Raw genomic sequence first — 14,565 nt, forward strand, 5'->3', positions numbered from 1 at the left:
ATGGTCGACGACGACCAGGACATCCGTGAACTGCTGCAGGCCTACCTGAGCCGCGCCGGTTTCAGCGTCCAGGCGGTGGCCGACGGCCGTGGCTTTCGCCAGGCCCTGGACGCCAGCGACTGCGACCTGGTGATCCTCGACGTGATGCTGCCCGACGAAGATGGCTTCAGCCTGTGTCGCTGGGTGCGCCAGCATCCGCGCCTGGCGCAGGTGCCGATCATCATGCTCACTGCCAGCTCCGACGAAGCCGACCGGGTTATCGGCCTGGAACTGGGCGCCGATGATTACCTGGGCAAACCCTTCAGCCCGCGCGAACTGCAGGCGCGGATCAAGGCGTTGCTGCGCCGTGCCGGTTTTGGCCAGGAGCGCAGTGGCGGTGACGTGCTGGCCTTCGATGACTGGCGCCTGGATACCATCAGCCATCGGCTGTTCCACCGTGACGGTGAAGAGGTGATTCTGTCCGGCGCCGATTTTGCCTTGCTCAAGCTGTTCCTCGATCACCCGCAACAGATCCTCGACCGCGACACCATTGGCAACGCCACCCGTGGCCGCGAGCCGATGCCGCTGGACCGCATCGTCGACATGGCGGTCAGCCGCCTGCGCCAGCGCCTGCGTGACATCGAAAAGCCGCCACGCTTGATTCGTACCGTGCGCGGCAGTGGTTACTTGCTGGCGGCCAATGTTGCGCCTGCGCACTGACGGGCGCTGGCGCCTGCCGCTGCCGCGCTCGCTGCTGGGGCGCATGCTGCTGTTGACCTTGCTGGTAGTGCTGCTGGCGCAAGCGCTCTCGAGCCTGATCTGGCTGTCGCAACTGCGCGCCAGCCAGATGCAAGGCCTGGTTGCCAGCGCCCGTAGCCTGGCCCATTCGATGAGTGCCAGCGTCAGCTATTTTCGTTCGCTGCCGGTAGCGTACCGGCCGATGGTGCTCGACCAGTTGCGCAGCATGGGCGGCACCCGTTTCGTCGTGTCCCTCAACGATAAACCCCTGGACATGCAGGTACTGCCCGCCACGCCGCGCAAGGCCGCGGTGATCGATGCCGTCGGCGAGGTGCTGCACCAGCGCCTGGGGGCGCAGCTGGAAATTTCCATCCAGTTCGTCAGCCCGCAAGACCTGCGAATCTTCAACAGCGGCCTGAAACTCGATGAGCTGCCGCGCTCCTGGGCCCACTATGCGCTGACCCTGGAGCCGATCAACCCGCCAGTGCTGGTGACCCAGATCCACCTCGCCGAAGACGAATGGCTGTACATCGCATCGCTGTTGCCCGAGCCCTATACCAGCCTCGAAGAGCAGGGTCTGCCCAGCCAGCAGCTGTGGTTCATCGTCCTCACCAGTTCATTCCTGCTGCTGTTCATCGGCCTGCTGGTGCACTGGCAGAGCCGCCCGCTCAAGCGCCTGGCCCTGGCTGCGCGGGAGATGTCGCTGGGTGCTGACGTCGAGCCGGTGACCGAAGGCGGCGGCAGCGAAGTGGAGGAGGTGGGCCGCGCCTTCAACGCCATGCGCGAACGCATCAGCCGCTACCTGACCGAGCGCAGCCAGTTGTTCAGCGCCATCTCCCACGACCTGCGCACACCGATCACGCGCTTGCGCTTGCGGGTCGAGCTGCTCGATGACGAGCAGTTGCAGGCCAAGTTCGGCCGCGACCTCGATGAGCTGGAGATGCTGGTCAAGGGCGCGCTGCAGTGCGTGAAGGACACCGACATCCACGAGAACATCGAGCGAATCGACCTCAATCAGGTGCTCGAATGCCTGGTCGAGCCGTACCTGGGCAGTGGCCAGATCACCCTCGAAGGCCGGGCCCTGGCGCCGTATCCGGGCAAGCCGCTGGCGCTCAAACGCTGCATCGGCAACCTGATCGACAACGCCTTGAAGTACGGCGAGCGCGCCCACCTGCGCATCATCGACAGCGACAGCGGCTTCGTCCTGCAGGTCGATGACGAAGGCCCGGGCGTGCCCGAGCAGCGCCAGGAGCAGGTGTTCGAGCCGCACTTTCGCCTGGCCGGGCAGCAGCAGGGCTATGGCCTGGGCCTGGGTATTGCGCGCAACATCGCCCACAGCCACGGCGGCGAGGTGAGCCTGCGCAACCTGCGTGAAGGGGGCCTGCGGGTGACCTTGAGCCTGCCGCGCAGCAATGACTGACACCCTCATTCAGGCGAATGTCACCAACTGGTGACATTCGCGCATCCCTTCGTTACCTGCAGCCCCCGTGCCGCTGGTTAGACTCCGATGCAAGCGCAAGCACCACGACTTGCACCTGCATAACAACAAGAAAAGGTTTCTCTCGATGAATGCGATCAATCGCCTCGCCGCTGTCATTTCCCTCGCCTCCTTGTTGCCCCTCAGTGCAATTGCCGCCAACGGTACCGTTGAAGTCACTCATTGGTGGACTTCCGGTGGTGAAGCCGCAGCGGTGAAAACCCTCAAGGAACAAGTCGAGAAAGACGGCTTCACCTGGAAGGACAACGCCGTCGCCGGTGGCGGTGGCGCCGCGGCCATGACCGTATTGAAAAGCCGCGCCGTGGCCGGCAACCCGCCGGGCGCTGCCCAGATCAAGGGGCCGGACATCCAGGAATGGGGTGCGCTGGGCCTGCTCACAGAACTCGACGATGTCGCCAAGGCCAACAACTGGGATGCCCTGCTGCCGAAGAAAGTCGCGCAGATCATGCAGTACGACGGCCACTATGTGGCGGTGCCGGTGAACATTCACCGGGTCAACTGGCTGTGGATCAACCCGCAGGTGTTCGACAAGGCCGGGGCCAAGGTGCCGACTACCCTCGATGAGCTGTTCGTTGCCGCCGACAAGCTCAAGGCGGCCGGTTTCATCCCGCTGGCCCATGGTGGTCAGCCGTGGCAGGACAGCACGGTCTTCGAGGACGTGGCACTGAGCATCCTCGGGCCAAAGGGCTATCACAAAGCTTTCGTCGACTTGAACGAGAAAACCCTGACCAGCAAAAAAATGGTCAAGGTGTTCGCCACCCTGCAACGCCTGGGCACCTACATGGACCCCAACCGCGCCGGGCGTGACTGGAACATTGCCGCCGCCGAGGTCATCAACGGCAAGGCCGGCATGCAGATCATGGGCGACTGGGCCAAGAGCGAGTGGACCGCCGCCGGCAAGGTGGCGGGCAAGGACTACCAGTGCGTGGCCTTCCCCGGCACCCAGGGCAGCTTTGCCTACAACATCGACTCGCTGGCGATGTTCAAGCTCAAGAACGAGGACGACATCAAGGCTCAGAACGACCTGGCCAAGGTCGCCCTGGAGCCGCAGTTCCAGACCGTGTTCAACCAGAACAAGGGCTCCCTGCCGGTACGCCAGGACATGGACATGAGCCAGTTCGACGCCTGTACGCAAAAGTCGGCGGTGGACTTCAAGGAAGCGGAAAAAGGCGACGGCCTGCAACCGAGCATGGCCCACAACATGGCGACTTCGCTGGCGGTGCAGGGGGCGATCTTCGATGTCGTCACCAACTTCTTCAACGACCCCAAAGCCGACCCGGCGACAGCGGTCAAGCAGCTGAGTTCGGCGATCAAGTCGGCCAAGTGATGGGCTGATGTGGGGGCGGCCTTTCGGGCCCTTCGCGGGGCAAGCCCGCTCCCACAATACCCGCGATTGCCTCCACACGAGATATCCTGATGAGCACTGTTGCCACACTCAACAAGGCCTCACCCCTGGACGCCCTGCAGCGCTGGTTACCGAAACTGGTGCTGGCGCCAAGCATGCTGATCGTCCTGGTGGGCTTTTACGGCTACATCCTCTGGACCTTCGTCCTGTCCTTCACCAACTCAAGCTTCATGCCCAGCTACAAATGGGTGGGCCTTGCGCAGTACGCGCGGCTGATGGAGAACGACCGCTGGTGGGTGGCGAGCAAGAACCTGCTGCTGTTCGGCGGCATGTTCATCGCCATCAGCCTGGCGATCGGCGTACTGCTGGCGGTGCTGCTCGACCAGCGCATCCGCCGCGAAGGCTTCATTCGCACCATTTACCTGTACCCCATGGCGCTGTCAATGATCGTCACCGGCACCGCCTGGAAGTGGCTGCTCAACCCCGGCCTGGGCCTGGACAAGATGCTTCGCGACTGGGGCTGGGAAGGCTTTCGCCTGGACTGGCTGGTGGACCCCGACCGGGTCGTCTACTGCCTGGTGATCGCCGCCGTGTGGCAGGCCTCGGGCTTTGTCATGGCGCTGTTCCTGGCCGGCCTGCGCGGCGTCGATCAGTCGATCATTCGCGCCGCGCAGGTCGATGGCGCCAGCCTGCCGAGCATCTACCTGCGTATCGTTTTACCGAGTTTGCGCCCGGTGTTTTTCAGCGCGCTGATGATCCTTGCGCACATCGCCATCAAGAGCTTCGACCTGGTCGCGGCGATGACCGCAGGCGGCCCGGGCTATGCCTCGGACCTGCCGGCGATGTTCATGTACTCCTTCACCTTCAGCCGCGGGCAGATGGGCATGGGCTCGGCCAGCGCGATCCTGATGCTCGGCGCGATCCTGTCGATCCTGGTGCCTTACCTGTATTCGGAACTGAGGAACAAGCGCCATGACTAGGTCCCTCGCTCCCCGCTCGTTGAGTTTCAGCCGCCTGGCGATTTACTCGACCCTGATCCTGGCCTGCGCGCTGTACCTGATCCCGCTGGTCGTGATGCTGCTGACCAGCTTCAAGTCGCCGGAGGACATCCGTACCGGCAACCTGCTGAGCTGGCCCGAGGTAATCACCGGCATCGGCTGGATCAAGGCCTGGGACACGGTCGGCGGCTACTTCTGGAACTCGGTGAAGATCACCGTGCCGGCGGTGGTGATCTCGACCCTGCTCGGTGCGTTGAACGGTTACGTGCTGTCGATGTGGCGCTTCCGGGGCTCGCAGCTGTTCTTCGGATTGCTGTTGTTCGGCTGCTTCCTGCCGTTCCAGACCGTGCTGCTGCCGGCCTCGTTCACCCTCGGCAAGCTGGGCCTGGCCAGCACCACCAGCGGCCTGGTGCTGGTGCATATCGTCTACGGGCTGGCCTTTACCACGCTGTTTTTCCGCAACTACTACTGCAGCGTGCCGGAGGCGCTGGTGCGCGCGGCGCGGCTCGATGGCGCGGGGTTCTTCACCATCTTCGGGCGCATCCTGCTGCCGATGTCGGTGCCGATCATCATGGTCTGCCTGATCTGGCAGTTCACCCAGATCTGGAACGACTTTCTCTTCGGCGTGGTGTTCGCCAGTGGCGATGCGCAACCGATCACCGTGGCCCTGAACAACCTGGTCAACACCAGCACCGGGGTCAAGGAATACAACGTCGACATGGCGGCGGCGATGATCGCCGGGTTACCGACCCTGTTGGTCTATGTGCTGGCTGGCAAGTATTTCCTGCGCGGGCTCACGGCCGGCGCGGTCAAGGGGTAAACACAATGGCAACGCTTGAACTGCGCAACGTCAACAAGAGCTACGGCAGCGGCATGCCGGACACCCTGAAGAACATCGAGCTGTCGATCGACTCCGGCGAGTTCCTGATCCTGGTCGGGCCGTCCGGCTGTGGCAAGTCGACCCTGATGAACTGCATCGCCGGCCTTGAACAGATCAGCGGCGGGGCGATCCTGGTGGATGATGCCGACATCAGTGGCATGAGCCCCAAGGACCGCGACATCGCCATGGTGTTTCAGTCTTACGCGCTGTACCCGACCATGAACGTGCGCGACAACATCGCCTTCGGCCTGAAGATGCGCAAGATGCCCGCCGCCGCCATCGATGAAGAAGTGGCGCGGGTGGCCAAGCTGCTGCAGATCGAGCACCTGCTGGCACGCAAGCCCGGGCAACTATCCGGCGGCCAGCAGCAGCGCGTGGCCATGGGCCGGGCGCTGGCGCGGCGGCCGAAGATCTACCTGTTCGACGAGCCGCTGTCCAACCTCGACGCCAAGCTGCGGGTGGAGATGCGCACCGAGATCAAGCTGATGCACCAGCGCTTGAAGACCACCACGGTGTACGTCACCCACGACCAGATCGAGGCCATGACCTTGGGCGACAAGGTGGCGGTGATGAAAGACGGGCTGATCCAGCAGTTCGGCACCCCACAGCAGATCTACAACGACCCGACCAACCTGTTCGTCGCAAGCTTCATCGGCTCGCCACCGATGAATTTCATTCCCTGCGCCTGCAGCGCAAGGACGGGCGCCTGCTGGCCCTGCTCGACAGTGGCCAGGCGCGTTGCGAGCTACCCTTGGGGTTCAATGTCGCGGGCCTGGAGGAGCGTGAAGTGATTCTCGGCATTCGTCCCGAACAGATCGCCCTCGCCCCGGCCCAGGCCAACGGCTTGCCGAGCATTCGTGCCGAAGTGCAGATCACCGAGCCCACCGGGCCGGACCTGCTGGTGTTCGTCACCCTCAACCAGACCAAAGTCTGCTGCCGCCTGGCCCCGGATGTGCCAACCCAGGTCGGCGACACCCTCAACCTGCAGTTCGACCCGGCGCGGGTGCTGCTGTTCGATGCCGCCACGGGTGAGCGCCTGGGTGTTGCCGCACCCGCGCAGACAAGTCAGGACAATGTCGCCCAATTCAAGGGCCGCTGAATTCGTTATAGAACGTAGAACCCCATCGAGAACAATAAAACGAGGAAACAAGGGATGGATCACTTCAAGCGTATCAAGCCGCTGGCGCCGCTGACCCTGCTGGCGGCCCTTGGCGTCAGTTGCGGGGCGCAGGCGGCCGGCGCCTTTGCCCCGGAGTCGAAATGGATGAGCGGCGACTGGGGCGGTACCCGCACCGAATTGCTGGAGAAGGGTTACGACTTCACCCTCGATTACGTCGGCGAGGTGGCCGGTAACCTCAATGGTGGCTACAACGACGACAAGACTGCCCGTTACAGCGACCAGTTCGCGCTCGGTGCGCATCTGGATCTGGAGAAGATCTTCGGCTGGCACGATGCCGAGTTCAAGCTGGCGATCACCGAGCGTAGCGGGCGCAACCTGTCCAACGACCGCATCAGCGACCCGCGCGCCGGCCAGTTCAGTTCGGTGCAGGAAGTCTGGGGCCGTGGCCAGACCTGGCGCCTGACGCAGATGTGGGTCAAACAGAAATATTTCGATGGCGCCCTGGATATCAAGGTCGGCCGTTTCGGTGAAGGCGAGGATTTCAACAGCTTCCCCTGCGACTTCCAGAACCTGGCGTTCTGCGGCTCGCAGGTGGGTAACTGGGTTGGCGGCATCTGGTACAACTGGCCGGTCAGCCAGTGGGCCATGCGGGTCAAGTACAACATCACCCCGGAGTTCTTCGCCCAGGTCGGCGTGTATGAGCAGAACCCCTCCAACCTTGAGACCGGCAATGGCTTCAAGCTCAGCGGCAGCGGCACCAAGGGCATGATCCTGCCGGTGGAGCTGGTCTGGTCGCCGCAGGTCAACGGCCTGCCGGGTGAGTACCGTCTGGGTTACTACTACAGCACGGCCAAGGCCGATGACGTCTATGAAGACCTCAATGGCCAGCCCCAGGCATTGACCGGCGCCGCCTTCAAGTCGCATTCGAGCAAGCATGGCTGGTGGGTGGTGGCCCAACAGCAGGTCACTACGCACAACGGTGATGCCAACCGCGGCCTGAGCCTGTTCGCCAACTTCACCGTGCACGACAAGGCCACCAACGTGGTCGACAACTATCAGCAGGTGGGCATGGTCTACAAGGGCGCCTTCGATGGCCGGCCCAAGGATGACATTGGCTTTGGCGTAGCGCGCATCCACGTCAACGATGACGTGCAGGACAGGGCAAGACTGCTCAACCAGCAGAGCGGTATCGCGGATTACAACGACGCCGATTTCGTGCCGATCCAGAAGACTGAGTACAACGCCGAACTGTACTACGGCTTCCACGTTACCAACTGGCTGACCGTGCGGCCGAACCTGCAGTACATCAAGAGCCCGGGCGGGGTGGATGAGGTGGATAACGCGCTGGTTGCCGGGTTGAAGATTCAGTCGTCGTTCTGAGGCGATATGTTGTAAATTTACGCATATTGCGACCGCTGTGCGGTCGATCGCTGGCAAGCCAGCTCCCACATGGATTGCGCAGAACCTGTGGGAGCGGGCTTGACCCGCGATGAGGCCCTCACTAACAACAAGAGTTTCCCGCCATGCCAGAGCACCCGCTACAACGTTTCTTCACTTCGCAGAGGCCTAGGCCGACCTTCGAGTGGGAGCGTTACCAGCAGCGCGATGTGCTGATCATCGATCACCCGCAATGCCAGGCAGTATTCAGCCGTCAGGGCGCGCAGTTATTGCACTTCCAGCCCCAGGGCGAGCGCCCCTGGCTGTGGTGTGCGGCGCAGTGGCCGCAAGTCGGCGCCATCCGCGGCGGCGTGCCGGTGTGCTGGCCCTGGTACGGCCGACACCCCAGTGAAGACATGTGGCCGGCCCATGGCTGGGCGCGCCTGCTTGACTGGAAGCTGATCGACAGCAGTGAAGACGAAGACGGCGTGACCCTCAAGTGGCGCTTGCAGCTGTGCGACTGGCAGGTCGACCTGCTGGCCAAACTGGGCAAGCGCATGGAGCTGCAGCTCAGTACCGAACACCAGGACAGCCAGCCTTGTCAGTTGAGCCATGCTCTGCTGGCCTACTGGCGTATTAGTGACGTTTCCGAGATAGCGCTGTCTGGGCTAGAAAACATTGAGGGTTACGACCGTTTGAACCGTCAGGCCTGTCGGCAGAAGGGCGCCTTGAAGGTCCATGGCGGTTGCCAGCGGGTATTCCCCAATGCGGCGACCCTGCAGTTGCACGACCCAGCCTGGCAGCGCCAGTTGTGCATCGATACCGGTGACAGTGAGGACACCGTGGTCTGGCACCCCGGCAGCCGGCCGTTGATGGGCGTCAGTGGCAGCGAAACCCTGGGCTTCGTCTGTGTCGAGGCGGCTAGCGGCAGCAGTGACAGCCTGAGCCTGGCGCCGGGTGAGCAAGCACACCTGCGGCTGCAGGCGCACTTGCTCAGTTGAGTTCGTCGTCGATCGGGTAGCGGCTGGCGTTGAGGCTTTCCTTGATCTTGCGCAGGTGCGGCTGGAAATCGACGCCGCGGCGCAGGGTCATGCCGGTGGCCAGCACGTCGAGCACGGTCAGCTGGATGATCCGCGAAGTCATCGGCATATAGATGTCGGTGTCTTCCGGCAGCGGGATGTTCAGGCTCAGGCTGCTGGCCTTGGCCAGTGGCGAGTCGGCGGCGGTCAGGCCGAGTACCGAGGCGCCGTTTTCCCGGGCCAGGCGCGCGACTTCGACCAGCTCGCGGGTGCGTCCGGTGTAGGAGATGATCACGAACAGCTCGCCGGTGTGGGCCACCGAGGCCAGCATGCGTTGCATCAGCACATCGGCATGGGCTGACACTGCCAGGTTGAAACGGAAGAACTTGTGCTGGGCATCCAGCGCCACCGGCGCCGAGGCTCCAAGGCCGAAGAAGTGGATCTGCCGGGCCTGGATCAGCATGTCGACGGCGCGGCTGACCAGTTGTGGATCAAGTTGCTGGCAGGCACTGTCCAACGAGGCGATGGCGCTGCCGAAGATCTTTTGGGTGTAGGAGGCCGGATCATCATCGGCCTCTACCGCCCGGCTGACATAGGCGGCGCCACTGGCCAGGCTCTGCGCCAGTTGCAACTTGAGCTCGGGGTAACCGCTGACGCCGAACGAGCGGCAGAAGCGGTTGACCGTCGGCTCGCTGACCTTGGCGGCCTGGGCCAGGGCGGCAATGCTGAAGCGGGTGGCTTGCTGGGGGTTGAGCAGGATGACTTCGGCGACTTTGCGCTCAGCCTTGTTCAGCTCTTCGAGGCGGCCCTGGATCTGCTCCAGGAGGTTTCGCACGCGGTCCATGGGTGTTTTCCTTGGGTCGTTGAGACAGCCGGCTGGCGACAGCAGCGGGCTTTTGACACGGTGGCCTATCGTACTGATGGCATGGTTGGCACACCACTTGAATCTGTCCATTGAGTAAAATGTTGTGGTTTTTACTACATTATTCCTTGAAAACTGCGATTGAAAACGGTATTTCTACGTCAACTTGATAAAAGAACCAACATCATGGCTTCGATCAGCGTTGAACCCTGCACCTTTGCCCTGTTTGGCGCCCTCGGCGACCTGGCCTTGCGCAAGCTGTTCCCGGCGCTCTACCAGCTCGACCGGGCCGGCCTGCTGCACGCCGATACCCGGGTGCTGGCCCTGGCTCGCGAGCCGGGCAGTGTCGCTGAGCACCTGGCGTCGATCGAGGCGCACCTGCAGGAGTTCGTGCCTGCCGGGCAAATAGAGGCGCCGGTACTGCAGCGCTTTCTCGCCCGCCTTAGCTACCTGCACGTGGACTTTCTCAAAGCCGAGGACTACCAGGCGCTGGCTGAGCAGGTTGGCAGCGATAGCCAGCTGATTGCCTATTTCGCCACCCCCGCGGCGGTGTATGGCGGCATCTGCGAGAACCTCGACAAAGCCGGCCTCAGCGCCCGTACCCGGGTGGTGCTGGAAAAACCCATCGGCCATGACCTGGAGTCTTCACGGCGGGTCAACGACGCCGTGGCCCAGTACTTCCCGGAAAACCGCGTTTACCGCATCGACCATTACCTGGGCAAGGAGACGGTGCAGAACCTGATTGCCCTGCGTTTTGCCAACAGCCTGTTCGAAACCCAGTGGAACCAGAACTCGATCTCCCACGTGGAGATCACCGTTGCCGAAAAGGTCGGCATCGAAGGACGCTGGGGCTATTTCGACAAGGCCGGGCAATTGCGCGACATGATCCAGAATCACCTGCTGCAGCTGCTTTGCCTGATTGCCATGGACCCGCCCAGTGACCTCTCTGCCGACAGCATCCGCGACGAGAAGGTCAAGGTGCTCAAAGCCCTGGCGCCGATCAAGGGCGAGGGCCTGAGCACCCAGGTGGTGCGTGGCCAGTACATTGCCGGCTACAGCGAAGGCAAGCCGGTGCCCGGCTACCTGGAAGAAGACAACGCCAACGCCCAGAGCGACACCGAAACCTTCGTCGCCCTGCGCGCCGATATCCGCAACTGGCGCTGGGCGGGGGTGCCCTTCTACTTGCGCACCGGCAAGCGCATGCCGCAAAAGCTGTCGCAGATCGTCATCCACTTCAAGGAAACCCCGCACTACATCTTCGCCCCGGAACAGCGCTTACAGATCGGCAACAAGCTGATCATCCGCCTGCAGCCGGATGAAGGCATCTCGCTGCGGGTGATGACCAAGGAGCAGGGCCTGGACAAAGGCATGCAGCTGCGTAGCGGGCCCTTGCAGCTGAATTTTTCCGACACCTGGCGTAGCGCGCGGATCCCCGATGCCTACGAGCGGTTGTTGCTGGAAGTGATGCGCGGCAATCAGAACCTGTTTGTGCGCAAAGACGAAATCGAATACGCGTGGAAGTGGTGCGATCAGCTGATCGCCGGCTGGAAACAGTCGGGCGACGCGCCCAAGCCCTATGCCGCCGGTTCCTGGGGGCCGATGAGCTCGATTGCACTGATTACCCGCGATGGGAGGTCCTGGTATGGCGATATCTGAACTGCAACTGCCGGCAAACGTCGCGGCACATGAATTCACTGCCCCTGCGCTGTTGGCCGAAGGCTTGGCCAAGGATGTGGCTGCTCGCCTGAATGCGACGATTGCCGACAAGGGCCAGGCTACCTTGGTCGTCTCCGGCGGCCGCAGCCCGGTGGCGTTCTTCGCCGCACTGCTCAAGCAGCCGCTGGACTGGTCGAAGGTACTGGTGACACTTGCCGATGAACGCTGGGTACCGGTGGAACATGCCGACAGCAATGCCGGCCTGCTCAAGCGCCATTTGTTGACCGGCCCTGCTGCCAAGGCGCGTTTCCTCAATCTCTACAATGCTGCTGCGAACCTTGAAGCGGCCGCATTGGAAGCCGACCAGGCCCTGGCCGAGCTTGCGGGTATCGACGTATTGGTGCTGGGCATGGGCGACGATGGCCATACCGCCTCGCTGTTCCCCAACAGCCCGAACCTTGCCGAAGGTCTTGATCCGAACAGCGCCCGCCGTTGTCTGCCGATGCTGGCGCCGAGCGTGCCGCATCAACGCCTGAGCATGACCCGCGCGCTGCTGGCGAGCGCCGGTTTTACCGCCTTGTCGGTGCAAGGCGCGGGCAAACTCGCTACCCTGCGCGCCGCACTGGCGGGCAATGACCTGGCCGAGATGCCGATTCGTGCCTTCTTACAAGACCCTCTGGATATTTACTGGTGCCCATGAGCCAAGGATCCGCCGTTATGACCACGCATGAACTGAAACAGCCGGGAGCTTCCATGGCCGACAAGATTGCCCGGATCGATCAGATCTGCACCCAGGCGCGCATTCTGCCGGTGATCACCATCGCCCGCGAAGAAGACATCCTGCCCCTGGCTGACGCCCTGGCGGCCGGTGGTATCAAGACCCTGGAAGTGACCCTGCGCTCCTCCCATGGCCTCAAGGCCATCCAGGTCCTGCGCGAGCAGCGCCCGGAGTTGTGCATCGGCGCGGGCACGGTCCTGGACCGCACCATGTTTGCCGCCGTGCAAGCGGCCGGCGCGCAGTTCGTGGTCACCCCGGGCATCACCCAGGATTTGCTCGAGGCCGGCGTCGACAGCGACATCCCGCTGCTGCCAGGCATCAGCACGCCGTCGGAAATCATGATGGGCTATGCCCTCGGCTACCGGCGCTTCAAACTGTTCCCGGCCGAAATCAGCGGCGGCGTGGCGGCGATCAAGGCCTATGGCGGGCCGTTTGGCGATGTGCGTTTCTGCCCCACCGGTGGGGTCAACCCGGGCAATGTGAAACAGTACATGGCCCTGGCCAATGTGATGTGCGTGGGTGGTACCTGGATGCTCGACAGCAGCTGGATCAAGAATCACGACTGGGCCCGTATTCAAGCCTGCAGCGCCGAGGCCCTGGCACTGCTGGACTGAAACCGAATTCGTTGTGTGCTACACGGCTTTGAGGTGCGCTTGGTCGGCGCACCTTTTTTTTGCCGGTGATATTTCGATGCAGCTGGCGTTGTAGGGAAGGGCGTCCGGCTGTCGCGATTGTCGACCGCGCCGTACGGTTAAGAGGCTGCACGACTTTTAACTGAGGTGCGTTATGCAAGAAGAAGTACATGAAGCCATCGGCTTCCCGCTCAAGAGCGGGTCGTACGAAATTGAACGCTATCTGATTGGCGATCGAAATTTCAATCGAGGCTGCTGGGTGAGCGGGCAGTCAATCTACGGCGAAGTCAGCTTCAAAGGGCGTAAATGGCCGACCATCAGCCGGCCGGTTTTTGCCTATCTGAACTATGTTGATACGCGAGTGATACAGGCTACTGGCGATCAGAACATAGAAGTCAGCGCTGCTCAGGGGCATCACCTTTGGTTCTTCAAGGGCACGGCAAAAGACTGTTCTGTGGCGCCGGCGATTGATCAAGTCAATGCGTTTTCCAATCTTCAAACCGGGATGGATTCCGAGCAGGCCTGGGCACCTGCACGGCCGCAAAAACAATCGTTACTCGTCCCGGGTAGTGCGACCTACTTGGTTTATCAGGTAGCACTGGTCTATGCCCATCGCGTATTCGCTGCTGCTGACACTATCGGTGGCCTGTTCAGCTCCAATCATGCGTGCGTTGTGAGCACGGGTGGGAAAAACGACTTGATACTGCTTTCTTCGGTGGCAACCAGTCGGCTTTGTGCTCGCGAGCAGGTCCACGAGCCGGACCAGCCTCTATCCAGAGATGACCTATTCAAATTGATACTGCTCGACAAGTACTCCGCGGCTGTCAATGCCGGCGCCTGGAGTTTTGATATGGACGCCATTGACGATCCGCGAAAACGCTACTGAGCGTCAAGTGTGCTCGGACATTGCAGACACTACCCGTTACGACAAGGAATGCACCTATGACTCAGCAACCAGAAATACGCAACTTGCCCTTTAAAGAAGGCGCCTACGAAATTGATCGTTATTTATTTGCAAAAGGCGCACCCAGTTATGGCTGCTGGGTGAATGGCCTGACGGTGGAAGGTAATGTCAGTTACCTGGGGTCCACGTGGGTAGTTTTAACACGTCCTATCTTTGCTTATATGGATTACCTCAAGGCGCTGTCGAACCTAATCGATAAAGATCAGATCGTCAAAGAGACAATCAACCAGGGGTTGAGCAAAAGTTATGCGACCGCAGTCTCGAAAACCTATGGCGCCGGGGTAAAGCTGGGGGCGATCAAGTTGGGGGCTGAGATCACTGAGTCCAGCGTCTATGGTGAGACATTCTCAGAGTCCAGTTCTGTCGAGTGTTCATTGACTCTTCCCGCTCATTCGACGAACTACATGTATCAAGTCAATATGGTGTATGCACACAAGATGCTGGCTGGCGGTAAACTTAAACAGGCTGCGGACAATAATCTCGTCGATCTGGTCGTTGACGAGTTTCATCGCGTGACACGCGAGGACCTGATCTTTCTCACCTCGTTTGCCACCCAGAAAATTGTCCTGTTGCCCGACGACACTTCGATCAACCCTTACAGTTGGGAGCAGATCAAAAGGTCGGTTCTGTTTGAAGGCTACCAGCACTATAACGAAGAGCAGGGTGAAATCGGTTTCTGGGGCTTCTGACTACCTCAAAGATTGATGGCCAGCATGCCG

General features: G+C 61.7%; 13 protein-coding genes and 1 pseudogene. 13 read left to right on the forward strand and 1 reads right to left on the reverse strand.

Annotation, left to right across the window (positions count from 1 at the left end; genetic code table 11):
• From LOY22_RS05115 to LOY22_RS05150, 8 genes and pseudogenes are all read left to right on the forward strand, one after another.
• Positions 1 to 699 (forward strand): response regulator, encoded by a 699-nt coding sequence (locus LOY22_RS05115; RefSeq protein WP_258597783.1) that lies wholly within the window; start codon positions 1 to 3, stop codon positions 697 to 699.
• Positions 680 to 2,137: an ATP-binding protein gene (locus LOY22_RS05120; RefSeq protein ID WP_283817154.1), complete on the forward strand. Its 1,458-nt coding sequence runs from the start codon at positions 680 to 682 to the stop codon at positions 2,135 to 2,137. The genes LOY22_RS05115 and LOY22_RS05120 overlap by 20 nt, the downstream gene beginning before the upstream one ends.
• Before the next feature lie 145 nt (positions 2,138 to 2,282).
• The gene (locus tag LOY22_RS05125) at positions 2,283 to 3,542 is read left to right on the forward strand and encodes an ABC transporter substrate-binding protein (RefSeq protein ID WP_195885752.1); all 1,260 of its coding nucleotides are present in this window, start codon (positions 2,283 to 2,285) and stop codon (positions 3,540 to 3,542) included.
• 89 nt (positions 3,543 to 3,631) lie between these two features.
• Positions 3,632 to 4,540 carry a carbohydrate ABC transporter permease gene (locus tag LOY22_RS05130; RefSeq protein WP_258596656.1) on the forward strand — a complete coding sequence of 303 codons (909 nt, stop codon included), beginning with the start codon at positions 3,632 to 3,634 and terminating at the stop codon, positions 4,538 to 4,540.
• The gene (locus LOY22_RS05135; protein WP_045196445.1) at positions 4,533 to 5,378 is read left to right on the forward strand and encodes a carbohydrate ABC transporter permease; all 846 of its coding nucleotides are present in this window, start codon (positions 4,533 to 4,535) and stop codon (positions 5,376 to 5,378) included. The genes LOY22_RS05130 and LOY22_RS05135 overlap by 8 nt, the downstream gene beginning before the upstream one ends.
• Positions 5,379 to 5,383: 5 nt before the next feature.
• Positions 5,384 to 6,537 (forward strand): annotated as a pseudogene (locus tag LOY22_RS05140) (ABC transporter ATP-binding protein).
• Between the two features lie 54 nt (positions 6,538 to 6,591).
• Positions 6,592 to 7,938 carry a carbohydrate porin gene (locus LOY22_RS05145; RefSeq protein ID WP_258596659.1) on the forward strand — a complete coding sequence of 449 codons (1,347 nt, stop codon included), beginning with the start codon at positions 6,592 to 6,594 and terminating at the stop codon, positions 7,936 to 7,938.
• Positions 7,939 to 8,081: 143 nt separating this feature from the next.
• Positions 8,082 to 8,936, forward strand: coding sequence for a D-hexose-6-phosphate mutarotase (locus LOY22_RS05150; protein WP_213602304.1), 855 nt, complete (start codon positions 8,082 to 8,084; stop codon positions 8,934 to 8,936).
• On the opposite strand, the gene hexR is transcribed toward LOY22_RS05150, so the two are convergent.
• The gene (gene hexR / locus LOY22_RS05155; RefSeq protein WP_176794343.1) at positions 8,929 to 9,789 is read right to left on the reverse strand and encodes a DNA-binding transcriptional regulator HexR; all 861 of its coding nucleotides are present in this window, start codon (positions 9,787 to 9,789) and stop codon (positions 8,929 to 8,931) included. The genes LOY22_RS05150 and hexR overlap by 8 nt on opposite strands.
• A 213-nt stretch (positions 9,790 to 10,002) precedes the next feature.
• Between hexR and zwf the strand changes: the two genes are divergently transcribed.
• The 5 genes from zwf (at position 10,003) to LOY22_RS05180 (ending at position 14,535) form a co-directional block, all read left to right on the forward strand.
• Positions 10,003 to 11,472, forward strand: a complete 1,470-nt coding sequence (gene zwf / locus LOY22_RS05160; RefSeq protein WP_195885756.1) for a glucose-6-phosphate dehydrogenase — start codon at positions 10,003 to 10,005, stop codon at positions 11,470 to 11,472.
• Positions 11,459 to 12,172 carry a 6-phosphogluconolactonase gene (gene pgl, locus LOY22_RS05165; RefSeq protein WP_195885757.1) on the forward strand — a complete coding sequence of 238 codons (714 nt, stop codon included), beginning with the start codon at positions 11,459 to 11,461 and terminating at the stop codon, positions 12,170 to 12,172. Before zwf ends, pgl begins: the two co-directional genes overlap by 14 nt.
• Positions 12,173 to 12,189: 17 nt before the next feature.
• Positions 12,190 to 12,864 (forward strand): bifunctional 4-hydroxy-2-oxoglutarate aldolase/2-dehydro-3-deoxy-phosphogluconate aldolase, encoded by a 675-nt coding sequence (locus LOY22_RS05170; protein WP_258596662.1) that lies wholly within the window; start codon positions 12,190 to 12,192, stop codon positions 12,862 to 12,864.
• Between the two features lie 172 nt (positions 12,865 to 13,036).
• On the forward strand, positions 13,037 to 13,768 hold the full coding sequence (locus tag LOY22_RS05175; RefSeq protein ID WP_093387036.1) for a monalysin family beta-barrel pore-forming toxin: 732 nt from the start codon (positions 13,037 to 13,039) through the stop codon (positions 13,766 to 13,768).
• A gap of 56 nt (positions 13,769 to 13,824) precedes the next feature.
• Positions 13,825 to 14,535: a monalysin family beta-barrel pore-forming toxin gene (locus LOY22_RS05180; RefSeq protein WP_093387031.1), complete on the forward strand. Its 711-nt coding sequence runs from the start codon at positions 13,825 to 13,827 to the stop codon at positions 14,533 to 14,535.
• The last annotated feature ends 30 nt before the right edge of the window (positions 14,536 to 14,565 follow it).

Source organism: Pseudomonas sp. B21-035, assembly GCF_024748945.1.
Lineage (GTDB): Bacteria > Pseudomonadota > Gammaproteobacteria > Pseudomonadales > Pseudomonadaceae > Aquipseudomonas.

Excerpts from the sequence above, each read along its gene's own strand:
- LOY22_RS05115 (WP_258597783.1), top strand. The coding sequence starts at position 1 with ATGGTCGACGACGACCAGGACATCCGTGAACTGCTGCAGGCCTACCTG.
- LOY22_RS05120 (WP_283817154.1), top strand. The coding sequence starts at position 680 with ATGTTGCGCCTGCGCACTGACGGGCGCTGGCGCCTGCCGCTGCCGCGC.
- LOY22_RS05125 (WP_195885752.1), top strand. The coding sequence starts at position 2,283 with ATGAATGCGATCAATCGCCTCGCCGCTGTCATTTCCCTCGCCTCCTTG.
- LOY22_RS05130 (WP_258596656.1), top strand. The coding sequence starts at position 3,632 with ATGAGCACTGTTGCCACACTCAACAAGGCCTCACCCCTGGACGCCCTG.
- LOY22_RS05135 (WP_045196445.1), top strand. The coding sequence starts at position 4,533 with ATGACTAGGTCCCTCGCTCCCCGCTCGTTGAGTTTCAGCCGCCTGGCG.
- LOY22_RS05145 (WP_258596659.1), top strand. The coding sequence starts at position 6,592 with ATGGATCACTTCAAGCGTATCAAGCCGCTGGCGCCGCTGACCCTGCTG.
- LOY22_RS05150 (WP_213602304.1), top strand. The coding sequence starts at position 8,082 with ATGCCAGAGCACCCGCTACAACGTTTCTTCACTTCGCAGAGGCCTAGG.
- zwf (WP_195885756.1), top strand. The coding sequence starts at position 10,003 with ATGGCTTCGATCAGCGTTGAACCCTGCACCTTTGCCCTGTTTGGCGCC.
- pgl (WP_195885757.1), top strand. The coding sequence starts at position 11,459 with ATGGCGATATCTGAACTGCAACTGCCGGCAAACGTCGCGGCACATGAA.
- LOY22_RS05170 (WP_258596662.1), top strand. The coding sequence starts at position 12,190 with ATGACCACGCATGAACTGAAACAGCCGGGAGCTTCCATGGCCGACAAG.
- LOY22_RS05175 (WP_093387036.1), top strand. The coding sequence starts at position 13,037 with ATGCAAGAAGAAGTACATGAAGCCATCGGCTTCCCGCTCAAGAGCGGG.
- LOY22_RS05180 (WP_093387031.1), top strand. The coding sequence starts at position 13,825 with ATGACTCAGCAACCAGAAATACGCAACTTGCCCTTTAAAGAAGGCGCC.